The sequence below is a fragment of the Methylobacterium sp. Leaf93 genome, from assembly GCF_001422345.1.
In the GTDB taxonomy this organism is placed as follows: domain Bacteria; phylum Pseudomonadota; class Alphaproteobacteria; order Rhizobiales; family Beijerinckiaceae; genus Methylobacterium; species Methylobacterium bullatum.
Genome location: NZ_LMMS01000026.1, coordinates 71,467 through 94,506 on the forward strand (window position 1 = coordinate 71,467; position 23,040 = coordinate 94,506).

At 67.8% G+C, this 23,040-nt stretch carries 22 protein-coding genes and 1 pseudogene; 12 read left to right on the forward strand and 11 right to left on the reverse strand.

Annotated features, from left to right (window positions below):
- Window positions 1-194: 194 nt before the first annotated feature.
- The 10 genes from ASF26_RS23460 to ASF26_RS14100 all read left to right on the forward strand — a co-directional run bounded on the left by ASF26_RS23460 (window position 195) and on the right by ASF26_RS14100 (window position 10,457).
- Entirely contained in the window at window positions 195-2,297 is a 2,103-nt protein-coding gene (locus tag ASF26_RS23460) for a flagellar hook-length control protein FliK (RefSeq protein WP_244475952.1), read from the forward strand.
- A gap of 10 nt (window positions 2,298-2,307) precedes the next feature.
- Window positions 2,308-2,988 carry a flagellar hook capping FlgD N-terminal domain-containing protein gene (locus tag ASF26_RS14060; RefSeq protein WP_056255131.1) on the forward strand — a complete coding sequence of 227 codons (681 nt, stop codon included), beginning with the start codon at window positions 2,308-2,310 and terminating at the stop codon, window positions 2,986-2,988.
- A gap of 104 nt (window positions 2,989-3,092) precedes the next feature.
- The gene (locus ASF26_RS14065; protein ID WP_018044452.1) at window positions 3,093-3,368 is read left to right on the forward strand and encodes a DUF1153 domain-containing protein; all 276 of its coding nucleotides are present in this window, start codon (window positions 3,093-3,095) and stop codon (window positions 3,366-3,368) included.
- A gap of 253 nt (window positions 3,369-3,621) precedes the next feature.
- Window positions 3,622-5,235 carry a flagellar basal-body MS-ring/collar protein FliF gene (gene fliF / locus ASF26_RS14070; RefSeq protein WP_056255135.1) on the forward strand — a complete coding sequence of 538 codons (1,614 nt, stop codon included), beginning with the start codon at window positions 3,622-3,624 and terminating at the stop codon, window positions 5,233-5,235.
- Window positions 5,236-5,290: 55 nt separating this feature from the next.
- On the forward strand, window positions 5,291-6,340 hold the full coding sequence (gene fliG / locus ASF26_RS14075; protein WP_056255138.1) for a flagellar motor switch protein FliG: 1,050 nt from the start codon (window positions 5,291-5,293) through the stop codon (window positions 6,338-6,340).
- Window positions 6,337-6,930 (forward strand): FliH/SctL family protein, encoded by a 594-nt coding sequence (locus ASF26_RS14080; protein WP_056255142.1) that lies wholly within the window; start codon window positions 6,337-6,339, stop codon window positions 6,928-6,930. The genes fliG and ASF26_RS14080 overlap by 4 nt, the downstream gene beginning before the upstream one ends.
- A gap of 47 nt (window positions 6,931-6,977) precedes the next feature.
- A complete protein-coding gene (gene fliN / locus ASF26_RS14085) occupies window positions 6,978-7,322 on the forward strand; it encodes a flagellar motor switch protein FliN (RefSeq protein WP_056255146.1) in 345 nt (114 codons plus the stop codon).
- Between the two features lie 53 nt (window positions 7,323-7,375).
- Entirely contained in the window at window positions 7,376-8,740 is a 1,365-nt protein-coding gene (locus tag ASF26_RS14090; protein WP_056255149.1) for a sigma-54 dependent transcriptional regulator, read from the forward strand.
- Between the two features lie 117 nt (window positions 8,741-8,857).
- Window positions 8,858-9,184 (forward strand): (2Fe-2S) ferredoxin domain-containing protein, encoded by a 327-nt coding sequence (locus tag ASF26_RS14095; protein ID WP_018044458.1) that lies wholly within the window; start codon window positions 8,858-8,860, stop codon window positions 9,182-9,184.
- Between the two features lie 196 nt (window positions 9,185-9,380).
- Entirely contained in the window at window positions 9,381-10,457 is a 1,077-nt protein-coding gene (locus ASF26_RS14100) for a lysylphosphatidylglycerol synthase domain-containing protein (RefSeq protein WP_056255152.1), read from the forward strand.
- Window positions 10,458-10,464: 7 nt separating this feature from the next.
- On the opposite strand, the gene ASF26_RS14105 is transcribed toward ASF26_RS14100, so the two are convergent.
- The 11 genes and pseudogenes from ASF26_RS14105 to ASF26_RS14150 all read right to left on the reverse strand — a co-directional run bounded on the left by ASF26_RS14105 (window position 10,465) and on the right by ASF26_RS14150 (window position 19,862).
- Window positions 10,465-11,271, reverse strand: coding sequence for an SDR family oxidoreductase (locus tag ASF26_RS14105; RefSeq protein WP_056255155.1), 807 nt, complete (start codon window positions 11,269-11,271; stop codon window positions 10,465-10,467).
- Between the two features lie 143 nt (window positions 11,272-11,414).
- Window positions 11,415-11,804: pseudogene (locus tag ASF26_RS14110) on the reverse strand (glyoxalase superfamily protein).
- A 13-nt stretch (window positions 11,805-11,817) separates the two neighbouring features.
- Window positions 11,818-12,471, reverse strand: a complete 654-nt coding sequence (gmk, locus tag ASF26_RS14115) for a guanylate kinase (RefSeq protein WP_056255159.1) — start codon at window positions 12,469-12,471, stop codon at window positions 11,818-11,820.
- An 11-nt stretch (window positions 12,472-12,482) separates the two neighbouring features.
- Complete coding sequence (locus ASF26_RS14120) at window positions 12,483-13,361, reverse strand: YicC/YloC family endoribonuclease (protein ID WP_056255162.1); 879 nt, start codon at window positions 13,359-13,361, stop codon at window positions 12,483-12,485.
- Window positions 13,362-13,519: 158 nt separating this feature from the next.
- The gene (mltG, locus tag ASF26_RS14125; RefSeq protein WP_056255790.1) at window positions 13,520-14,896 is read right to left on the reverse strand and encodes an endolytic transglycosylase MltG; all 1,377 of its coding nucleotides are present in this window, start codon (window positions 14,894-14,896) and stop codon (window positions 13,520-13,522) included.
- Between the two features lie 305 nt (window positions 14,897-15,201).
- Complete coding sequence (locus ASF26_RS22745; protein ID WP_156462996.1) at window positions 15,202-15,369, reverse strand: hypothetical protein; 168 nt, start codon at window positions 15,367-15,369, stop codon at window positions 15,202-15,204.
- Between the two features lie 131 nt (window positions 15,370-15,500).
- Entirely contained in the window at window positions 15,501-16,760 is a 1,260-nt protein-coding gene (fabF, locus tag ASF26_RS14130) for a beta-ketoacyl-ACP synthase II (RefSeq protein WP_056255167.1), read from the reverse strand.
- 92 nt (window positions 16,761-16,852) lie between these two features.
- Window positions 16,853-17,089 (reverse strand): acyl carrier protein, encoded by a 237-nt coding sequence (locus ASF26_RS14135; RefSeq protein ID WP_018044468.1) that lies wholly within the window; start codon window positions 17,087-17,089, stop codon window positions 16,853-16,855.
- Window positions 17,090-17,358: 269 nt separating this feature from the next.
- The gene (gene fabG / locus ASF26_RS14140) at window positions 17,359-18,099 is read right to left on the reverse strand and encodes a 3-oxoacyl-[acyl-carrier-protein] reductase (protein ID WP_056255171.1); all 741 of its coding nucleotides are present in this window, start codon (window positions 18,097-18,099) and stop codon (window positions 17,359-17,361) included.
- A 14-nt stretch (window positions 18,100-18,113) separates the two neighbouring features.
- Complete coding sequence (gene fabD, locus ASF26_RS14145; protein ID WP_056255793.1) at window positions 18,114-19,055, reverse strand: ACP S-malonyltransferase; 942 nt, start codon at window positions 19,053-19,055, stop codon at window positions 18,114-18,116.
- An 84-nt stretch (window positions 19,056-19,139) separates the two neighbouring features.
- The gene (locus tag ASF26_RS14150; RefSeq protein ID WP_018044471.1) at window positions 19,140-19,862 is read right to left on the reverse strand and encodes a carbonic anhydrase; all 723 of its coding nucleotides are present in this window, start codon (window positions 19,860-19,862) and stop codon (window positions 19,140-19,142) included.
- A 255-nt stretch (window positions 19,863-20,117) separates the two neighbouring features.
- Here ASF26_RS14150 and rpoZ point away from each other — a divergent pair, with 255 nt between their 5' ends.
- Both rpoZ and ASF26_RS14160 read left to right on the forward strand, forming a co-directional pair.
- Window positions 20,118-20,528: a DNA-directed RNA polymerase subunit omega gene (gene rpoZ / locus ASF26_RS14155; RefSeq protein ID WP_018044472.1), complete on the forward strand. Its 411-nt coding sequence runs from the start codon at window positions 20,118-20,120 to the stop codon at window positions 20,526-20,528.
- A 196-nt stretch (window positions 20,529-20,724) separates the two neighbouring features.
- Complete coding sequence (locus ASF26_RS14160) at window positions 20,725-22,962, forward strand: bifunctional (p)ppGpp synthetase/guanosine-3',5'-bis(diphosphate) 3'-pyrophosphohydrolase (RefSeq protein ID WP_056255177.1); 2,238 nt, start codon at window positions 20,725-20,727, stop codon at window positions 22,960-22,962.
- Window positions 22,963-23,040 lie beyond the last annotated feature (78 nt).

The following is a 23,040-nucleotide window of genomic DNA, read 5'->3' on the forward strand; positions in this document are numbered from 1 at the left end:
GGCAGCAGCGCCCGCACATGCGGAGTCTATAGCGATCCTGAGGTGGAACTTCCAGGCCGGCCGGGGGCAGGTCTCGCATGCCGATGCGCCGGACCCGGCAAATCCTGCCTGGACAGGGACGATTTCGCCGGGTCGCACCGGGTCGATTCGTGGGCGGCAAAAATTCTGCCTGTTGAAACAACGGGTTGCCGGTCGTGGTTCGTGGCTCGGAGCTTGCGCGGTGGGGGGCGAGGAGATTGCGCCGAATGGCCACCACGTCGATCAACGGAGACCCGGCGGTGCGGTTCGCGAGCGCGGTCGCCGCGCGTCCCGCCCCGATTCTCGCCACTGATGTGGCAGGCGTCGAACGTTTCAGCATCCCTGCGGACGAGCCGGCATCGGCGTCGTCCCCAATGCCAGCTTCACTGGCTTCGCCGGTCTCGGATCTCATCCGCTTGGGTACGACGACGATCCCATCGTCGCCATCATCGCCATCATCGAAAGGCGATTTCGCCGGCCCGGCGGCGCAAGTCCAGCGGCCGGCTTTTCTCGGGCCGGTCTTGGTCGATGCCGGAGGGGTGGTCTCGGCCGAGGCGGCACGACAGGAACAGAATCCGGGTTCAGCGTGGACCGGGGACGTCGATCAGACACGGTCGCTGCGAGCTGGTAGGGACGAGGATCAGGCAACGCCGTCGAACGAGGCCGGGGTCGGAAGCTTCACGTGGCTGCCTCAGCAACCGGTCATGGGGGCCGCCATGTCGATAGCCGGGGGCGCTCGGGAACAGCAGGTCGCATCCGATCAGGCGGGAATTCGCAATCCCTCAGCGGGCCTGACAGACGCGGCGCCGCTTCCGGGTTTGTCGATGCGGCGTCACGCTCCGTCTCTTCCTCCATTGGCGGAGGGTGGCGGGTCGCAGGTTGCCCTGTCGCCCCAGGAGCCGGTCCGGGCTTTCGTTTCGGCGACGAAGGGCAGCGAGATGCAGGCCACCCTGTCGCGACAGGGTGGAGATCAAGCGATGTCGGGGCCGCTGGGGGGCACTGACGCGACGCCGAGTTTCTCGCAGCAACCGGCGCGCGAGGCCTTCGTGACCATGGCCGACGGGGCCGGACCATCGCCCGCCCTTACCGTCGAGCCAGGACGTGAGAGCCCAGGAACGGCCGAAGCCGCCGGAACGCCGTCAGGGCCGACGTTGCAACAAACGACCCAGGCCACCCTGCCGATGCCTCCGAGCGGCGGCATCTCGCCCGTGAAGGATCGGCAGGAGCAGATTTCGGCCGGCCTGACTGGCCAAGCCTCGCTGACCATCGCCGGGAATGGCGGCCTGTCCGCCGCGCCGCCTCAAGCTGGCAAGGCCCTGTCGCCCTCAATGGCTGAACAAAGTGCGGTACCCGCTCCGGCTCAGGCGATCGCGTCCGCGGCCGTTGCTGCCGAGCCGGTCGCGACGACCGGGGAGTGGAACGACGAGGCGGCGCTTCCGGCGGACGGCGTGGTCGCGGACCCTGCCGCGACGGCGATGTCCGCCCTCGTCCCGCCCGAACTCCTCGCGCCTCCGCCCCCGGCCAACGCTCCGGCGATGAGGATTCAGGCCGGTGCCGCATCGTCTGCGAACGCGGGCGCAATCGTCTCACTCGGTACAGGCAGCTCGCAAGCTGCCGCCGGTCGTCCGGTCGCCTTACCCGCATCCGGTACCGATCGCGCGGCCGCCTCCCAGCGCGAGACCTCATCGGCCAAGGCTTTCGACGAGCTCGCCCCCGGTTCGACCGTGACCCCCGACGATCTCGCTCCCGCCCCCACGGCGCCGTTCAGTCCTGTGCCGGCAGCCCACATTTCCGCACCGGCGCCCGAACCCGCCGGCGCCCTCCCCCAGGCCCAGACGGCGCCGGTGCCCCTCGGGGCGGTGCCGATGACCATCGGGCTCCGGTCGCTGGCCGGTTCAAACCGTTTCGAGATCAGCCTCGATCCGAAGGATCTTGGGCGGATTGACGTGAATCTCGACATCGACAAGGAAAGCGGTACCGTCACCGCGCACCTCACGGTCGACCGGCCGGAGACCCTAGCCCTGCTCCAGCGCGATGTCGGCAACCTGCAGCAGGCCTTGTCGCAGGCCGGCTTCGATGCGGGTGAGGCCGCCATTAACCTGTCTCTGCGCAGCGACACTGGCTCCGATGGGGGCAACGGCGCCGAGCGGGATGGCGGGGGCGCCCGTGAGGGCCGTTCCGGTACCCCTGATTCCGACCTGAAAGACCCGCGCCTTTCCAATGACGCCGTGCCGCTGCGAATGCTGCGCGGTCTCGGCGGCTTCGACATCCGAATCTGAGGATACTGCCATGACATCGGGCATCACCGGAGCATCGAGCAGCTCCTCCATCACGAACCCGAAGACCGCCACCGGCGCTTCGCAGGAGATCGCCGGCAATTTCCAGCAGTTCCTGACCCTGCTGACGACACAGCTCAAGAACCAGAACCCGATGGACCCGCTGGACACCAACCAGTTCACGCAGCAGCTCGTGCAATATGCCGGCGTCGAGCAGCAGCTGAAGTCGAACGACCGGCTGGACTCGATCCTCAACAACGCGAAGGCGTCCAGCGCCGCCGCGGCGACGGGTTTCATTGGCCAGAGCGTCACGGCGGACGGGCGGGTCGCCAATCTCAAGGATGGTTCGGCGGTGTGGACGCTGACCCCGGCGCGGGCCGCCAAGCAGGCGACGATGACGATCAGCGATGCCAAGGGGAACGTGGTGGCGACACAGTCGAAGGCCCTGACCGCCGGGGCGCAGACCTTCGCCTGGGACGGACGGTCCACCTCCGGCTTCACCTCCGCCAACGGCAGCTACTCGATCAAGATCGACGCCTTCGACGCCACTGGTGCACAGGTTAGCGTCGACACGCAGGTCGCCGGAAAAGTCGACGGCGTCGATCTTAGCGGCAGCGAGCCGGTGCTGCTGATCGGCAAATCGCGGCTGCCGATATCGGGCGTGCAGAACATCGGATCCGGGTTGTCCACATGATCCTGGAGAAAACGAATCAGATGCAATCGATCCGCTTCAACATATCTTAAGCGGGCGCAAGTAGCTTCCAACCTCGACAGGTCAGTCGAGTTGTAGAGCGTATCATGACCGAACCAAGCCGCCCGAGAGTCAAATACGTCATCGGGCCAGATGGAAGCCCGCTGACGATCGCGGATCTTCCGCCGACCACGACCAGACGATGGGTCATCCGCCGCAAGGCCGAAGTCGTCGCAGCCGTCCGCGGCGGTCTTCTCAGTCTTGAGGAAGCCTGCCAGCGTTATACCCTTACTACCGAGGAATTCCTGAGCTGGCAGTTCTCCATCGACCAGCATGGCTTGGCCGGATTGCGGACCACCCGTATTCAGCACTACCGCCATTGAGATCGAGGAGGGTCGGCATTCGGGCCGGGTTCCGGAAGTCCCCTTCGAGCAACGATCGCCTTGAAAAAGAACCGCGCCCTCCCCGGGGCGCGGTTCTTTCTGTTTCCGGGTAGGCTCGTCACGGACGAGCGCCGACCGACCTTTTTTCCCGCGTTAAGGAAATCGTTAACCAGACGCTAACCACGACCTGGGCAAATTTTGCCGAGCGAGCGCGGCCCTTCCGCCGCTCCGGTTCGGTTGGGTACGTCGCGTCGTGAAGTCCGTTCTCGAAGTGGTGACGAAGTTGGGACCGGCGCGGCTCGCGGCCATGGCGGCCGTGACTTTGACGTTGATTGGCTTCTTTGCCTTCGTGATCCTTCGCGTGTCGAAGCCCGATATGGGCGTCCTGTTCGCCGACCTGTCGATGCAGGATTCGGGCGCCGTCATCCGGGACCTCGATGCGCGCGGCATTAAGTACGAGACGCGCGGCGATGCCGGCCAGACCATCATGGCGCCTCGCGCCGACCTACCCCGCCTGCGGATGGACCTCGCCGGCAAGGGCCTGCCCAGCGCCACGGGAGTCGGCTACGAGATCTTCGACAAGGGCGATGCGTTCTCGTCCACCAACTTCGTCCAGAACGTCAATCACTTGCGCGCCCTGGAGGGCGAACTCGCGCGCTCCATCCGGGCCATCGGACGGGTCCAGGCTGCGCGCGTCCACCTCGTCATTCCGGAGCGCCGTCTGTTCGAGCGCGACCGCGAGTTGCCCAGCGCCGCCATCGTGCTCAAGCTCGTCGGTGACATGGACCCCTCCCAGGTTCGCGCCATCCGCCATCTCGCCGCTTCCGCGGTGGAGGGTCTGAAGCCGGAGCGGATCTCCATCGTCGACGAGCGCGGCCGCCTGCTGGCGGACGGGGCTCGGGGCGCGGAGGCCGAGACCGGCGCCGGCATGGAGGAGAAGCAGGTCGGCCTCGAGCGCCGCTTGCGGTCTCAGATCGAGGAGATCGTGGCCGGCATCGTCGGCGCGGGCCGCTCGCGGGTGCAGGTCACCGCGGAACTCGACCGGAACCGCATCGAGAGCCGTTCCGAGACCTTCGATCCGGAGAGCAAGGTCGTGCGCTCGACGCAGACCCGCAGCGAAAGCGCGCTCACGGGGGGCACAGAGGGCGCCGTGACGGTCGGCAACGAGTTGCCGGGCGCCAACCAGCCGAACCCGAACCCCAATTCGAAGGATTCTTCGAAGAAGGACGAGGAGACCACGAATTACGAGATCTCCCGCGTCACCAAGACGGTGGTCGAGGAAGGCGGACGTCTGAAGCGCCTGTCGGTGGCGGTCCTCGTCGACGGCGCCTACGTTCCGGGAGCGGATGGCCGCCCCGTCTATCAGCCGCGCCCGGCCAACGACATCGAGCGGATCGCCACCCTGGTTCGCACCGCCATCGGCTTCGACAAGGATCGTGGCGATCAGGTCGAAGTGGTCAACCTGCGTTTCGCCGAGACGCCCGCGCCCGTCGAGTTCACCGAGCCTTCGCTGCTCCAGTCGCTCATGGCTCCGTCGAAGGAGGACGTGATGCGCATGGTCGAACTGTCGGTGCTCCTTCTCCTGACGGTTATCGTTCTCCTCGCCGTGGTCCGTCCCCTCGTGCGCCGCGTCCTCACCGCCGAACCGACCCAGGCCATCCTGGTCTCGGGGCCGGCACTGGCCGGCGGCGATCCCGGCGCCGATCAGATGCTGCCGGCTCGCGACAACCCTACCGCCCGCCTCGTCGACTTCGCGCAGTTGAACGGCAAGGTGCAGGCGGAGACCGTCCAGCGGGTGGTGGACATGGTCCGCGGCAGCCCGAGCGAGACGGTGGAGGTCCTGCGCAACTGGATCCACGACAGTTGAGCGGGACGGCGACGGCATTCGAAACAGCAACGGCAACGGCGAAGAGGAGTGAGGCATGGCCTCGGGGTTGAGCGTCATCCCGGATCAGGATCTCGGCAAGGCGGGCTTGAACGCCATGACCGGTGCGCAGCGCGCGGCTGCGCTTCTCCTGCTCCTCGGCGAGACGGAGGGCGCACCAATCTGGCAGATGCTCGACGAGGAAGAGGTCAAGATGGTTTCCCACGCCATGGTCCAGCTCGGATCGCTGGAGGCGGAGACCGTCGAGAGGCTGATCGTGGACTTCGTCTCGCGGCTCTCCTCGGGCGGCGGCATCACCTCCAACTACGAGCGGACGGAAGCGCTGCTTCTCAAGATCTTTCCCACCGAGCAGGTCTCGGCGATCATGGCGGAGATCAAGGGCGCCTCGGGCAAGCGGGTTTGGGCGAGCCTGACGCAGATCGATCCGGAGATCCTCGCTTCGTTCCTGCGCAACGAATATCCGCAGACGGTTTCCGTGGTGCTGTCGAAGGTGCGTCCCGACTACGCGGCGAAGGTCCTGACGATCCTGCCCGAGGATTTCGCCATCGACGTCCTCAACCGCATGCTGCGGATGGAGACGGTGCAGAAGGAGGCCCTGCGCCACATCGAGGAGACCCTCCGCGTGGAGTTCGTCTCTACCATCGCGCAGACCACACGGCGGGACGCCCACGAGCTGATGGCGGACGTGTTCAACGCCTTCGACCGCCAGACCGAAGGCCGTTTCCTCGCGGCCCTGGACCAGGCCAATCGCGGCTCGGCCAAGAAGATCCGGCAGCTCATGTTCACCTTCGAGGACCTGCTGAAGCTCGATGCGGGCAGCGTGCAGACCCTCCTGCGGAAAGTCGACAACGACACCTTGTGCCGCGCGCTCAAGGGCGCCGACGAGCGCGTGCGCAACTTCTTCCTCAAGAACATGTCCACCCGCGCGGCCAAGAACATCACCGACGAGATGGGCTCGCTCGGCCCGATCCGCCTTAAGGACGTCGATGAGGCGCAGGCCAAGATGACCGAGCTCGCCAAGGAACTGGCCGAGAAGGGCGAGATCATGATCGCCAAGTCCAGCGGCGAAGAGGAGCTGGTCTATTGAACGCCCGCCGTTTCCTCTTCGACACCGATTTCCGGCCGCGCGAGGGCGCGACCGTCCCGCCCAAGGAGGCGGCGGCCCTGGCCGAGGCCGTGGCCCAGGCCCATGCCCGCGGCGTCCAGGAAGGGCGCGCCCAGGCCGAGGCCCAGGCTCAGGCTCGCATGGCCGATGCCCTCACCCGCGTCGGCCTCGCCGCGGCCGGCCTCATCGGTCAGGCGGACGCGCGGGATGCGGCGCGCGAGGAGGAGGCCCTGGCGTTCGCCGTCTCCCTTGCGCGACGCATCGCCGGCGATGCCCTCGACACCCAGCCGCTCGCGGCCATCGGCGACGCGGCCCGCGCGGCCCTGCAGCATCTGCGCGGCGTGCCGCATCTGGTGGTGCGTGTGAACGACAGGCTGGTGGACGAGGCCGAGGCGCTGGTGAAGAGCCTCGCCCGCGAGCGCGGCTTCGAGGGTCGCCTCATCGTCCTCGGCGAGCCCGACCTCGCCCCCGGCGATGCCCGGATGGAATGGGCCGATGGCGGGGTCGTGCGCGACCGCGCCCGTATCGAGGCCGCCGCGCTCGAAGCCATCGGCCACCCTCTCGACTCCTGATCCGTCGCCCCTCGACCCCGCAACGCCTTCGACTTCGAAAGCCCGTGATGTCCGACAATTTCAGCCTGCCGCAGCTCAATGGCGTCGACTCGTCCTTCGACGGGCTCGGCTCCGAATCGATCCGCGAGGCGCCCACGACCCCCAAGAGCGCCTCCGACCTCGAACAGGTCTTCGATGTCCCCGTGGTGGTCTCGGCCGTGCTCGGCTCGTCGCGCATGCCCATCGGTGACCTGCTGCGGCTGCAGGCGGGCGCGGTGCTGGAGCTCGACCGGAAGGTCGGCGAGGCGATCGACATCTTCGTTAACAACCGCCTCGTCGCCCGCGGCGAGGTCGTCCTCGTCGAGGATCGCCTCGGGGTGACGATGACCGAGATCATCAAGAGCGACCACTGATCCCGCCCGCCGCGCTGCTGCGCGAGGCTTCCACCGACACAGGATACTAGACCATGCGGCTCCTCATCATCGGACGCTTGAGCGGCGAACTCGTCACCGCTTCCAAGATCGCCATGAACCGCGGCGCGGCCGTGACCCATGCGGACGGGGTGCCGCAGGGCCTCGCCGTGCTGCGCGCCAAGGGCGCCGACCTCGTCATGATCGATGTGGGCCAGCCGATCCGCGAACTCGTGACGGCGCTCGCCGACGAACGTATCCGCACTCCGGTGGTCGCCTGCGGTGTCGCCACCGATGCCAAGGCGGCCGTGGCCGCGATCCAGGCCGGCGCCCGCGAATACATCCCCCTGCCGCCCGACCCCGAACTGATCGCCGCCGTACTGCAGGCTGTCTCCGAGGACGGGCGCGCCTTCGTCTGGCGCGACGCTTCCATGGAGAAGGTGGTGAAGCTCGCCGAGCAGGTGGCGCGGTCCGAGGCCTCGGTGCTGATCACCGGCGAGAGCGGCACCGGCAAGGAGGTGCTGGCCCGCCACGTCCACTTGAAGTCCACCCGCTCCAGCCGGCCCTTCGTCTCGGTCAACTGCGCCGCGATCCCGGAAGCTCTGCTCGAATCCGAACTGTTCGGCCACGAGAAGGGCGCCTTCACCGGCGCCGTCGCCCGCCGGATCGGCCGGTTCGAGGAGGCCAATGGCGGCACGCTGCTCCTCGACGAAATCTCCGAGATGGATGTCCGCCTCCAGTCGAAGCTGCTACGCGCCCTGCAGGAGCGGGTGATCGACCGGGTCGGCGGCACCGCTCCCGTGAAGGTCGATATCCGGGTGCTCGCCACCTCCAATCGCAACCTCATCGACGAGGTCCGCAAGGGCACCTTCCGCGAGGATCTGTTCTACCGCCTCAACGTCGTGCATCTGCGCCTTCCGCCGCTGCGCGAGCGCCCGGCCGACATCCTCGAACTCGCCACGCATTTCGCCAAGAAATATGCCGAGGTGAACGGCGTGCCGGTCCGCATCCTGAGCCGCGAGGCGCAAGCGATCATCCGCGAGAATCCCTGGCGCGGGAACGTGCGCGAACTGGAAAACACCCTCCACAGGGCGGTCCTGCTGGCGACGGGAGCGGAGATCGACGCCGACGCGATCTCCACCCCGGAGGGCGAATCCTTCGCCCGCTCCGCCGGGCCGGTGGAACGCGCGGCCCAGGTTGCCGAGGCCGCCACCCGCGGTCTCGTGGGGCGGACGGTGGCGCAGGTGGAATGCGAGCTGATCCTCGACACGCTCGACCATTGCCTCGGCAACCGCACCCATGCCGCCAAGATTCTTGGCATCTCGATCCGCACCCTGCGCAACAAGCTCAACGAATATGTCGATGCCGGCATCAGCGTCGCCGAGCCCGGCAGCGTCCGGGCCGTGGCGGCCTATGGCTGAGGGACGCGGGCCGGCGGGGCATCACGCCCCGTTGCCGCCCCTCCCCCCTTTGAATTAGGTGTGGCCCGGATGGCGTCCCGGTCCCCGGCTCGCCGGGCACGGAACGGGCACCCGGATTTGGCAAAACACGAGAAGGACACGACCGTTCGCACGGCGAAGTCCGGCTATTCGGACATCGTCCTGGTCTGCGCGAAATGCACCAAGCGTGTCGGCCTGAAGAAAGACGAGATCCGGGGGCGGCTGAAGCGGGAGGTCAAGAGGCGCGGCCTCGGCGGGATGACCCGCGTGGTGTCCACGGGCTGCCTCGGCCCCTGCCCGAAGCGGTTCGTGGCGGTGGCGACCTCCTTCAGCCTGTCGCGCAACCGCATCGTCCTGATCGACCCGGAGGGCAATGCCGAGCAGGCCCTCGACACGGTCTATCCGCCCGCCCGCCGGTCCGAGTGAGGCGGTCTCCGATTTCAGCCCCAATGCCGCGATAGGACCGGTCCAAGTTCGATTGTGCGTGACAGTCCGAGCGCCGGATGCGCTGGCCCTTTGATGTGTCGCAGATTGTCGTCGCAGAACCGGGGTCCATGTCTGCGAAACCTGCATAGAGAGGATCGTCTCCGTTGGCGCTCGTCCATTTCAGAAGTCCGGCCCTTTGACCCGCCGCGTCGTGACGCCAACGCCCGCCCGAGCGGGCCTCGGAAGACAGGCCCTGCGCTACCTGCCCGTCCTGGGGACGGTGCTGGGCCTCGGCCTCGCCATCTGGCTGGTGGCGACCCACGATCTCGCCTCGGTGGCCGATGCCTTCGGACGGATCGGAATCGTCGGGCTCGCCGGCATCGTGCTAGTGCGCGTCGTCGTCCTGTCCCTCTGTGGTCTCGCCTGGGAGCGGGTGCTGCACCGGCTCTCCACCACCGCCGAGGCGGGTGCCTTCTTCATCCTCCGCTTCGTGCGGGACGGGATCAACGTGCTCCTCCCGGTGGCCTCCGTCGGGGGCGACGTCGTCGGCGGGCGTCTCCTCACCTTCTGGGGCGTGACAGGCACGTTCGCCGCGGCCTCGATCCTGGTGGACATGCTGATCCAGGTCGGCACCCAGGCCCTGTTCGTCCTCATCGGCGTCACCCTGCTGATGCAGATGGAGGGCGAGTCCGCCGCGTCCCTCGCGGCCTGGGCCCTGCGGGCGCTCGGCGTCACCGCCATCGTGCTCGCCGCCTTCTTCGTCTTCCAGCGCAGCCCCCTCATCCGGGGTGTAGAGCGCCGCATCGCCGAACTCGGACGGCGCTTCCTGCGCGATCAGGACGAGGCAATCCCCGGCTCGTCGCCTGCCGATGCGGGCGTGCACGGCGCCCTCGACACGGTCTGGGCTCCGAAGCGCTGGCCTTTGCTGGTCCAGGGCGCCGCCCTCCACCTCCTCGCCTGGATGCTCGGCGCCGTGGAGATCTGGATCGCGTTGACCTGCATGGGTGTGGAAGGCGTTGGCCTCGCCGAAGTCGTCATCATCGAGGCCCTGAGTCAGGCCATCAAATCGGCGGCCTTCCCGGTGCCGAGCGGATTAGGGGTTCAGGAAGGCGGGTTCGTTTTGGTTGGTGGCCTGTTCGGCATCGATCCCGGCACCGCCATAGCGCTGTCGCTGGCCAAGCGCGTACCGGACGTGGTGCTCGGCCTGCCCTCCCTGATCCTGTGGCAGACCCTTGAGGCCCGCCGGGCGACGATCCTGCCGACGCGCGGCTGAATCCTCTTTAGGTCGAGATCGTCGCCACCGATCCGCCATCGACGCGCAGATTGGCGCCGGTGACGAAACCCGCCCGTTCGGAGCAGAGGAAGGCCACGGCCGCCGCCACTTCCTCAGCCCGTCCCCGGCGCTTGGCCACCATGCCGGGGCGCTCCTCGTCGAGGAAGCTCGCGATCGCCTCGTCGAAGGAGGTCCCCTTCTCCTCGGCGCGCTTCTTCATCATCGCGTCGGTCATCGGTGTGGCGATGAAGGCGGGGGCGACGGTGTTCACCAAAACGCCATCCGGCCCGTAGGCCTTGGAGAGACCTTTGGCAAGGCTGAGGATTCCGGCTTTGGCGGCGCAATAGGGGAGCTCCTCGACATAGGGCTGCACCGCGTCTTCGGAGGCGAACAGGACGATCCGCCCCCATCCGGCATCGCGCATGCCGGGGATGAAGGCGCGTGTCACTCGCACCGCGGCCATCAGGTCGGTTTGGATCGTCTCCAGCCAATCCTCGTCGGTCAGGTCGAGGAAATCGCCCGTGGCCCCGGTGATGCCGGCGGCATTCACCAGGATCGTCGGGGCCGCACCGAAGGCCTCGCGCGCCTTGATTGCCAGCGCTTCGACATCGGCCCGCTGTGTGAGATCGGCGACCCCCGCCACAATGATACCGAGGCCGGAAAGTGCGGTGGCCGCTTTCTCCAACGCCTCCGGGACCTTGTCGCTGAGGATGACCTTTGCACCCTCCTTCAGTAGCAGCTCGGCCGTGGCGTAGCCGATGCCGGAATCGCCCCCGGTGACCACGGCGACTCGTCCCTCGATCCCGAAATCCATTGTTCGCTCCGCTAGCCGCGTGGGTCCGACCGGGGCGACACGTTCTCCGGCCGGTCATGTGCGGGCCAACCCGGACCGGGTCGGGGGTGTTCCGGGCTGCGCGCCTATGACAAACCGGGCGAGTGTTCGGCCCCCGTGGCAACCTACGGCTCCGCAGAACCCTTGCAGAAATGCAGGGTGTTGCCGAACCGGTCGGTCACCGTCATCACGAGCCCCCAGGGCAGGCTCTCGATGCCTGGCTTGGCATGCACATAGTTCTAGGCGCCGAGTTCCGCCTGGAAAGCGTGAATGCCCGCCATCCGCACGAAGGTCGTGGAGCCCGGCGTCGCATCGCCGTGATGGCCGCTGAGATGCAGGACGAGGCCGGCGCGCGAGACCTGGGCGTACAGCGGAAAGTCGTCGCCGAAGTGATGCTCCCAATCGAGGCTGAAGCCGAGGAAGTCGACATAGAACTCGCGCGCCTTCGCTTCGTCGAAGATGCGCAGGACCGGGCAGGTCTGGTCGAAGCGGATGGTCCGGTCGGGTGTCGACATCGGGCTCGGCTCCTCAGGCGATCCTATCGGGCTCGGCCAGAAGCCCGTCGACGAAATCCGACAGGCCGGTGTTGCGGGCGCGCTTGAGGCGCTCGGCGACGAGGATGCCCTGGAGCTTTGCGAAGGCTTCGTTCAGGTCGTCGTTGACGAGGACGTAATCGTACTCGTTCCAGCGCTGGATCTCGACGCGGGAATTGGCGAGGCGCTTTTCGATAGTATCGGGCGAATCCTCGGCCCGGCGTTCGAGGCGGTGTCGCAGTTCGGCAAGGCTCGGCGGCAGGATGAAGACCGTCACCACGTCCTCGGCAAGCTTCGCCCGCACCTGCCGCGTGCCCTGGTAGTCGATGTCGAAGATCATGTCGCGGCCCGCACCGAGCACCTTCTCCACCGGACGGCGGGGCGTGCCGTAGAAATTGCCGTGGACCTCCGCCCATTCGAGGAGGTTGTCGGCGCCGCGCAGGGCGTCGAACGCCTCGCGGTCGATGAAATTGTAGTGCTTGCCGTCGATCTCGGACGGCCGGCGCTGCCGCGTCGTCACCGAGATCGAGAGGTCGAGCCCCCATTTGGGGTCGCTGGCGACTGCGCGCGTGAGCGTGGTCTTCCCCGCTCCCGAGGGCGAGGATAGGATGAGGATGAACCCGCGCCGCCCGATCGTCGTGGCCTGCATGTCCGAAAAACCTACTCGACGTTCTGAACCTGCTCGCGGAATTGCTCCACCACGGCCTTCAAGTCGAGTCCGATCCGCGACAACGCTATGTCTCCGGCCTTCGCACAGAGGGTATTCGCCTCGCGGCCGAGCTCCTGGGCTAGGAAATCGAGCTTGCGGCCGATGGCGCCACCGTTGGCCAGCAACTCGCCGACACTGTCGAGATGGGCGCTCAGACGGTCGAGTTCCTCGCGCACGTCGGCTTTCGCGGCGATGAGGACGGCTTCCTGGTGCAGGCGGTCGGGATCGAGCCCGCCGGCCTCCATCAAGGTGGCGATGCTCGCGGCGAGGCGCGCCTTCACCGCCTCGGGCTGGCGGCCGGGGCAGGCCTCGGCGCCTTGGCGGAGGCGGGACATGGCGACGAGCTGTCCCTCGATGATAGCGCGCAACTGGCGACCTTCGGCGCGGCGCGCCTCCACGAGGTCGGCCACGAGCCGGACCACGCCCTCGGCGAGGTCATGGGCAAGGCTATCGGATTCCGCCGCCGGCTCCTCATCGGATTCGATAACGCCGCGGATGCCGAGCAGGCCATCGAGGGAGGCCGGGGCGAGGCCTTCGGGGCGTGGAACGCGCGCCGTGGCGGCGGCGAGCTCGGCCAGCAGTGTCTCGTTGATCCGCACCCGCGCCTTGGTCTCGGGCCGGGTGAGGTTGAGCGAAAGCTGGCACTGGCCCCGCGTCAGGGTCTTCTGCAGGGCGGTACGGGCAACCTCGCCCACCGCCTCTAGGCCGTTGGGCACGCGCAGGCGCACGTCGAGCCCGCGCCCGTTCACGCTGCGGACCTCCCAGGCCCATTGCAACGGGCCGGTGGTGCCGGTGGCGCGGGCAAAGCCCGTCATGCTGGAGAGGATCATGATGTCTAAACTTTAGTCGGTCGTGCGAACCTCCCTCCCCCTTGTGGGGAGGGATTAAGGGTGGGGGTGGTTGGGCGACCTTTAGGCAGCGGAGGCCACCGCCACCCCCCCCACCGTCAATTCCTCCTCTCAAGGGGGAGGAGAGTGACGGCAGTGCCCTATTGCGCCTTCAGCGCAGGGACGCTTTTGGCCGAGTTGAGGTCGAAGGTCTTGTTACGCAGCGGGTCGAGCTTGGTGCCTTCCGACGCGTCGAAGGCTTTCGGGCGCGGGGCCGACGGGTCCGGGGCGCTGCTGGCGAAGTTCGTGCCCTCCGGCGCGTAAGCGGAGGCCCGGCCCGGGACCGCCGAAGGATCGGAGGGCGGTTCGGCCTTGTCCACGGGGGCGGCGTCGGTGGGCGTCTCCTTGCGGGCGCGTTCCACCTGACGCCAGCGGGCGACATTGCGGGAATGGCCCTCCAGGCTGTCGGCGAAGGCGTGGCCGCCGGTGCCGTCGGCAACGAAGTAGAGGTCCTTGGTGCGCGACGGGTTGGCGACGGCTTCCAGCGCGGCGCGGCCCGGATTGGCGATGGGGCCCGGCGGCAGGCCCTCGATGACGTAGGTGTTGTAGGGGGTCGCCCGGTCGATCTCCGAGCGCTGGATGCCGCGCCCCAGGGTGCCGCGCCCGCCCACCAGCCCGTAGACGATGGTGGGGTCCGATTGCAGCTTCATCCGCTTGTTGAGACGGTTGACGAAGACGCCGGCCACGCGCGGTCGCTCGTCGGCCCGGCCGGTCTCCTTCTCGACGATGGAGGCCAGGGTCACCATCTCGGCCGGGGTCTTCACCGGGATCTCGGCCGAGCGTCGCAGCCAGATCTGGTTCAGCACCTCGCGCTGCTTGGTGCGCATCAGGTTGACGATCTGCTGGCGGGTAGCGCCGCGCTCGAACTTGTAGGTGTCGGGCAGGAGCGAGCCCTCGGGCGGGATCTCGTTGATGTCGCCCGTGAGGATGTCGTTGTCGTTGAGGCGCACCACGATCTGCTCGGAGGTCAGGCCCTCGGGGAAGGTGATGGCGTGCTGCACCTGCCGGCCGGTGGACAGGGTCTCGATCGTGTCGCTGATGCTGGCATGGGCCTTGAATGTGTACTCGCCGGCCTTCAGGGCCTTGCCGGAGAAGCGAGAGGCCCATTCGAACAGGGCGGTATGAGCGATGACGCCTTCGCGGCTGAGGGCGTCGGCGATCTCGGAGGTGCCGCTGCGGGGCGGGATGACCACGACCTTGTCGGCGGCGAGCGGGCCGGGTTCGCGGATCTGCCGGTCGAACAGCGTCACGCCGATCATCGCCGCGATGGCGAGGACCACGGCGGCGGTGAGCAGGCCGCTGATCGTGCTCAGCAACCCGCCGCGCTCGCGCACCGGGCGGTCCGGCGGGGGCGGCGCGGCCGTGGGCTTGATCGCCTCGCTGGGGCTGCGCGGGGACACCCGGTGCGGCATGGACGGCTCGTCGGACGGGACCGCGATCGCCGCCTGCTCCGGGTCTTTGCGCTTGCGGAAGAACATGGACATCCTGTTCGGGCCTCGCCTCTCGCCAACCTTGTCTCGGCCCGACGATGCGACCGTCGTGTCGTCCTGGCCGACCGGGGCACGAGACTCAGGCCAAGAGACTCGAGGCAATAGGTGCCGACGCATGGATGGGCTTCTCGCCAAGAAGCTTCGGGATCCTTGCGTCAAACCTGACTACACCCGGGCGGGCGGGTTGTGCGAGCCGGATTGAACCGGTTTTGTGGCAAAAAGGCGTATTATCGCTCCACCGTCCCGCCCGCTCGATGGCCAGCGCGCCGCAGACGGTGAACACGGCCGGACACCTAGGTGAGCAGGCGGTCATGCTGGTCGTAGATGCCGAGGCGAGCGAGCCCTCCGGCCCAGATCACGCCGATACCGAGCATCACCAAGCCCCTGCCGGTGCCTGAGGGCCGAATCCAGCGGCGAGCGCGAGCCCGGCGGCGAATTCCAACAGCAGCGGCGTCGTTCATTGACGGAGGATCGCGTCCGCCGGCTGGAAGACCACGCCCGCTAGCGCCAAAAGGGCGAGATGGTCGTTCCCGGTGAGGTCCCGGCCAATATCCGGGCGATCCTGATGGGAAGGTTGGGCCGGGCCGTGTCTTCAGACCCGCCGCATCACCAATGATGCGTTCGTCCCGCCAAATCCGAAAGAATTCGACAGCACGACATCCACCTGTTTGCGCTTGGCTTCATGCGGCACGAGGTCGATGGCGGTTTCCACCGAGGGGGTGTCGAGATTGAGCGTCGGCGGCATCACGCCATCGCGGATGGTCAGGATCGAGAAGATCGCCTCGATGGCACCGGCCGCGCCCAGCAGGTGGCCCACGGCCGACTTGGTGGAGGACATGGCGGCCTTGGCGGCGTGCTCGCCGAGCAGCCGCTCCACGGCCTTGAGTTCGAGCTCGTCGCCCATCGGCGTCGAGGTGCCGTGGGCGTTGATGTAGTCGATGTCGGAAGGCTGCAGTCCGGCGCGCTTCACCGCGGCGCTCATGCAGCGGAAGGCCCCGTCGCCGTCCGGGGCCGGCGAGGTGATGTGATAGGCGTCGCCGGTGAGGCCGTAGCCGACCACTTCGGCGTAGATCCGGGCACCGCGTGCCTTGGCATGCTCGTACTCTTCGAGCACGACGACGCCGGCGCCCTCGCCCATGACGAAGCCGTCACGGTCCTTGTCGTAGGGGCGCGAAGCCTTGGTGGGCTGGTCGTTGAAGCCGGTGGAGAGGGCGCGGCAGGCGGCGAAGCCCGCGAGCGCTAGGCGGTTCACCGGGGATTCGGCGCCGCCGGCCACCATCACGTCGGCATCGCCGAACTGGATCAGTCGGGCGGCATCGCCGATGGCATGCGCTCCGGTGGAGCAGGCGGTGACCACCGCGTGATTCGGCCCCTTGAGGCCGTGGGCGATGGAGACCTGCCCGGAGGCGAGGTTGATGATTCGCCCGGGAATGAAGAACGGCGAGATCCGTCGCGGCCCCTTGTCGTGCAGGGTCACGGAGGCGTCGTAGATGCCCCCGATCCCGCCGATGCCGGAGCCGATCATCACGCCGGTGGCGCACTGATCCTCGTGGCTCTTGGGATGCCAGTCGGCATCGTCCAGCGCCTGGCCGGCGGCGGCCATGGCGTAGACGATGAACGGATCGACCTTGCGCTGCTCCTTCGTCTCCATCCATTGGTCCGGATTGAAGGTGCCGTCGCTGCCGTCTCCGAACGGGACCGAGCACGCGATGCGGCAGGCGAGATCGGACACGTCGAAGGCTGTCACCTGCGACGCTCCGCTGTCTCCCGCGATCAACCGGCTCCAGGTGGCCTCGACCCCGCTTCCCAGCGGCGTCACCATACCCAAGCCCGTCACCACCACCCGACGCATCGCGTTATCCCGAACCAGTCCCGTCATGTCACTGTCGTTCGGCGCGCGGGGTCACGTGGACCCCGCTCCTCGCGCCTCTCGTCCCGTCGTGCTTACGCGGAGTTCTTCTCGAGGAACTTCACAGCATCGCCGACCGTCTGGATGGTCTCGGCAGCGTCGTCCGGGATTTCGACGTTGAACTCTTCCTCGAAGGCCATCACGAGCTCGACGGTGTCGAGGCTGTCGGCACCGAGGTCATCGATGAAGTTGGCGCCCTCGACCACCTTCTCCGGCTCCACGCCGAGGTGCTCGACAACGATCTTCTTCACGCGCTCAGCGATATCGCTCATCGTTCTTGGTCCTTGGTTATTCGATCGTGATGGTGAAGGTGCCGTGGCCGCCGTCCCGCTGGTGCGGATCTCTGGAAGCGGCCGGTGTCCGATCGCGCGTGGTCTTGAGAACCCGCAACACGCTGAACCGTCAACCCCCCTCGCACGGCAGCCGGGGTGGTAGCACAGGGTTTTGGCGCTGGCGAGGGCCGGTTCACAAACCGTTCATCGCCGTGGCTTTTTCCCGGACAATCGTCGGGTTTTCCCGCCTGCCGTGTCGGGAGACCCTCTCAGTACATCGCCATGCCGCCGTTCACGTGCAGGGTCTGGCCGGTGACGTAAGCGGCCTCGTTCGAGGCGAGATAGACGGCCGCGGCCGCGATCTCCTCGCCGGTGCCGAGGCGGTTCATCGGCACGCGGGTGAGGATACCCTCGCGCTGCTTCTCGTTGAGGGCGTCGGTCATCGGCGAGGTGATGAAGCCCGGCGCGATGCAGTTGACGGTGAGGTTGCGGGTGGCGACCTCGGCCGCCATGGCCTTGGTCATGCCGACGAGGCCGGCCTTGGCGGCGGCGTAGTTCACCTGGCCCGGATTGCCGGTGGCGCCGACCACGGAGCCGATATTGACGATGCGGCCGTGGCGCCGCTTCATCATGCCCTTCACCGCCGCCCGCGAGAGGCGGAACGCGGCCGAGAGGTTCACGGCGATCACCGCGTCCCACTCTTCATCCTTCATCCGCAGCAGGAGGTTGTCGCGGGTGATGCCGGCATTGTTGATGAGGATGTCGAGGCCGCCGAGGGCGGCTTCCGCCGCCGGCACCAGGGCCTCGACGGCGTCCTTGTCGGAGAGGTCGCAGGTCAGGGCATGAACGCGCTCGCCGCCGAGTTCGGCCGAGAGTGCGTCCAGTGCTTCGGCGCGGGTGCCGGAGACGGCGACGGTGGCACCCTGGGCGTGGAGCGCCCGGGCGATGGCGCCGCCGAGGCCGCCGGTCGCGCCGGTGACGAGGGCCTTGCGGCCGGTCAGGTCGAACATGGGCAATCCTGTTGTCAGCTGAGCGTCGGGAAGGCGGCCACGTCGTCGGGCGTGCCCACGGGGGTGGCGGTGGCGCCGGGGGCGATCCGCTTGACGAGGCCGGAGAGCACCTTGCCCGTGCCGATCTCGTGGAACTGATCGATGCCGGAGGCGGCCATGGCGGCGATGCATTCGCGCCAGCGCACGGTGCCCGTCACCTGGGCGACGAGGGCTTGGCGGATGGCCGCCGGCTCCAGCACCGGCGCGGCCAAGACATTGGAATAGACCGGCACCAGGGGAGGCTTCATCGCCACCCGGGTGAGGGCGTCCTGCATCGCCTCGGCCGCCGGCACCATCAGCGAGCAGTGGAACGGCGCCGAGACGTTGAGCATCACCGCGCGCTTGATCCCGCGCGCTTGCGCGATCGCCACCGCGCGCTCCACGGCGGCCTTCGCGCCCGAGAGCACCACCTGCCCCGCGCCGTTGTCGTTGGCGACGTCGCAGACCTCGCCCTCGGAGGCCTCCACGGCGACGGAGCCGGCCAGTTCGGCATCGGCGCCGATGAGGGCCGCCATGGCCCCGGCACCGGGCGCCACCGCGCCCTGCATCGCCTCGCCGCGGATGCGCAGCAGGCGGGCGGTATCGGCCAGGGTGAAGGTCCCGGCGGCGGCGAGCGCCGTGTATTCGCCGAGGGAATGGCCGGCCACCGCCGCCACGTCGCGGACGAGATCGAGACCGCGTGTCGCCTGGAGTACGCGCAGGGTGGCGATGCTGGCCGCCATCAAGGCCGGCTGGGCGTTGGCGGTGAGGGTCAGTTCCTCCACCGGTCCCTCGAACATCAGCGTCGAGAGCGACTGGCCGAGCGCCTCGTCGACCTCGTCGAAGACCGCCCTCGCCTGGGGGAAGGCCTCCGACAGGGCCCGGCCCATGCCCACGGCCTGGCTACCCTGGCCTGGAAAGATGAATGCGCGCGCCATGGTCATGTTCTCGCACGGAAAGGGCGGCGCAGTCGCACCGCCCGCTCCGGGTGTCAACACGAGGCGCCGCCATCGCGGGCCGGGTCAGGCCTCGTTGAAGAAGTCCACCACCCCGGTATCGAGGCTGTAGGAGGCGCCGACGATGCGCAGCTTGCCCGCCTTCAGCGGATCAAGGAGGGCGGGCTCGGAGGCCGTGCGCATACGGGTGACGACCCGGTCGACATTGGCGCGCACGCAATTCTCGATGAAGTCGCCGGGCTTGCCGCGTGCGGACAGCACCGCCGGCACGATCGGCTCGATCATCCGGCCGATGGAGCCGGGATAGACGGTGTTGTTCTCCACCACGTCGGCCGCCGCCAGCACGGCACCGCAGCGGCTGTGGCCCATGACCAGCACCAGCGGAACGCCGAGCTGCGACACGGCGTATTCCACCGACCCGAGGGCGGCGGTATCGGCGGTGTTGCCGGCATTGCGGACGATGAAGAGCTCGCCCAGACCGCGCCCGAACAGGATCTCCGGCGAGACGCGGGAATCCGAACAGCTCACCAGCACGCAGAACGGCGTCTGCCCGAGGGCGATCTCGATCCGGCGGTCGCGGCCCTGCACAGAGCGCACCGGGCTGTCGGTCTTGTAGAGGCGATTGCCTTCCTTCAGCAGCTCGAGGGCCTGGTCGGCCGTCAGGTCCGTCTTCTTCGTGGACGGGCTGGCCGCCAGACCGAGATTCGGCATGGCGGTGGCGGCGAAGGCCGCTGCGCCGAGATGGCAGGCACAGCTGAACAGGCCGCGGCGGCTGAGCGTCTTCGTCATGAGGTTTGGGCCCTCTTCAATCGCCATGCGAAGGCTCGCATGAGCTTGACCAGGGCCACGCATAACCGTGGGGCGCAGTGCTGTCGCCCTGGCGATAAGCAGCGGCCCCGGGCCGGGATGTAACGCCGGTCCCGAACGTGCTGCCCGTGTGGGCGGCGGATGCAATATGCCGGTCGCGCTTGTTGCGCCGCGCGAGGCGGTGTATGGAGCCGGATCAATCTCTACATTCCCGGTCTATGGAAGGAGCCCTCCCGCATGGCTCGCGTCACCGTTGAAGACTGCATCGACAAGGTCGAGAACCGTTTCGAGCTCGTCCTGCTCGCGAGCCACCGCGCCCGTTTGCTGGCCGCCGGAGCGCCGCTGACCATCGACCGCGACCGCGACAAGAACCCGGTCTGTGCGCTGCGCGAGATCGGCGACGCGACGATCACGGCCGACGACCTCAAGGAACAGCTCATCCATTCGATGCAGAAATATGTCGAGGTCGACGAGCCGGAGGCCGAGACGGTGCCGCTGCTGTCGAGCTCGCCCGCCGCCGCCGCCGTGGCGCCGCAATCCTCCAGCGACGACGGCGCCGTCCAGTTCGACCGGATGAGCGAAGAGGATCTGCTGCGCGGCCTCGAGAACCTCGCTCCGCCCACCGAGACGGACGAAGAGGCCGAGTGATCGGACGACCCGTTTTCGACTGACGATCCTGTTTTACTGACAATCTCGCGAAAACCCGGCCATGCGCCGGGTTTTTCGTTGTTCGGCGCGAGAAACCGGTGTCATGCGGCGCCATGGGGCTGGCGTGCCCGGTCGCGATGCGGGACAACATGAGACAGAGGCGGGCAGTGACGATGAGTGAAGGGTGTTGCGGCGGATGATGCGCCAGTACGAGCTCGTGGAGCGGGTGAGGCGTTATAATCCCGCCACCGACGAGGCCCTTCTCAACCGCGCCTATGTCTATGCGATGCGGGCCCACGGGACGCAGAAGCGGGCCTCGGGCGATCCGTTCTTCGCCCATCCCCTCGAAGTCGCCGCGATCCTCACCGATCTCCGGCTCGACGACGCCACCATCGTCGCCGCCGTGCTGCACGATACGGTCGAGGACACGGCAGCCACCCTCGACGAGATCAGCGAGATCTTCAGCCCCGAGATCGGCGCCCTGGTAGACGGGCTGACCAAGCTCAAGCGCCTGGACCTCGTCTCGAAACGCGCGGCGCAGGGCGAGAACTTCCGCAAGCTCCTGCTCGCCGTGGCGGCGGATGTGCGCGTGCTGCTGGTGAAGCTCGCCGACCGCCTGCACAACATGCGCACGCTCCACCACATGAAGCCGGAGAAGCGCGAGCGGATCGCCCAGGAGACGCTGGACATCTACGCGCCGCTCGCCGGCCGCATGGGCATGCAGGAACTGCGCGAGGAACTCGAAGACCTCGCGCTGCGCAACCTCAAGCCCGAGATCTACGCGACGATCGCCCAGCGGCTGGCCGATCTCGCGGTGAAGTCGGAGCGCTTGGTGGAGAGTATCGAGCGGGATCTCACCGCAAAGCTCGCCGCGCAGGGCATCAACGCCGTGGTCACGGGGCGGCAGAAGCGGCCCTTCTCGATCTCCGCCAAGATGGAGCGCAAATCGGTCGCCTTCGAGCAGCTCTCGGACATCTTCGGATTCCGCATCATCGTGGAATCCCTGTCCGAATGTTACGGCGCCCTGGGCGTCGTCCACACCACCTGGCCGATGGTGCCGGGCCGCTACAAGGATTACATCTCCACCCCGAAGCAGAACGATTACCGCTCGATCCACACCACGGTGATCGGGCCGAAGAGCCAGCGCGTCGAGCTGCAGATCCGCACCGCGGCCATGGACGAGATCGCCGAGTACGGCATCGCCGCGCATGCCCATTACAAGGAGAGCGGCGGCAAGGACGAGATCGGCGGCGTCCATCCGCGCCTCGCCACAGAGAGCGGCGCCTATCAATGGCTGCGGCGGACCATCGAGCTCCTGGCCGAGGGCGACAGCCCGGAGGAGTTCCTCGAACACACCAAGCTCGAACTTTTCCAGGACCAGGTGTTCTGCTTCACGCCGAAGGGGCGCCTCATCGCCCTGCCGCGCGGCGCGACGCCCATCGATTTCGCCTATGCGGTCCATACCGATGTGGGCAACACGGCGGTGGGGGCCAAGATCAACGGCCGCATGGCGCCGCTGCTGATCGAGCTCGTCAATGGCGACGAGGTTGAGATCGCGCGGGCCGACGGGCAATCGCCTCCGGCGGCCTGGGAATCCCTCGTGGTCACCGGCAAGGCACGCGCCGCGATTAGGCGGGCGACCCGCTCGGCCGTGCGGCGGCAATATGCCGGCCTCGGCCGCCAGATCCTCGACCGCGCCTTCGAGCGGGCGGCCAAGAGCTTCTCCGAGGACAAGCTGCGGGGCGCGCTTCCCCGTCTGGCGCGCCAGAGCACGGAGGACGTGTTCGCGGCGGTGGGCCGTGGCGAGATGTTCTCGGGCGACGTGGTGCGCGCGGTCTATCCCGACCACAAGGAGGAGCGTCGCACGGGCCCGGCCGCGCTGCAGCAGCCCATGGATGGAGGGGCGGGGCGTCTTAGCCTCGCCAAGGGGCAGGCCATGCGCCTGACCTTCCCCGAAGGCGCCGCCGATATGGGCCGTGCCGACGCCATCCCGATCCGCGGCCTCGACAACGACCTGCCGGTGAGCTTCGCCCCGAATGGCGGCGCGGTGCCGGGTGACCGCATCGTCGGCATCCTGACGCCCGGCGTCGGGGTGACGATCTATCCGATCCAGTCGGCGGCGCTCGCCGATTTCGACAACGAGCCGTCGCGCTGGCTCGACGTGCGCTGGGATGTCGAGGCGGGAGGGAGCGAGCGGTTTCCCGCGCGCCTCGCCCTGCAATCGATCAACGAGCCCGGCGTTCTTGCCCAGATCGCGCAGGTCATCGCCGATCACGACGGCAATATCGACAACGTCTCGATGAAGCGGCGCACCCAGGATTTCACCGAGATCGTCATCGATCTCTCCGTCTGGGACTTAAAGCACCTCAACGCCATCGTCGCCGAGCTGCGCGGCAAGCGCACCGTGAGCAAGGTCGACCGGGTCAACGGCTGAACGGTCGTGCTCCGGCGATGCGTCGTCGGCCATCACCGCCGCGTAACGCTCTGTTTACCAGGCGTTGGTGTGGGAAGG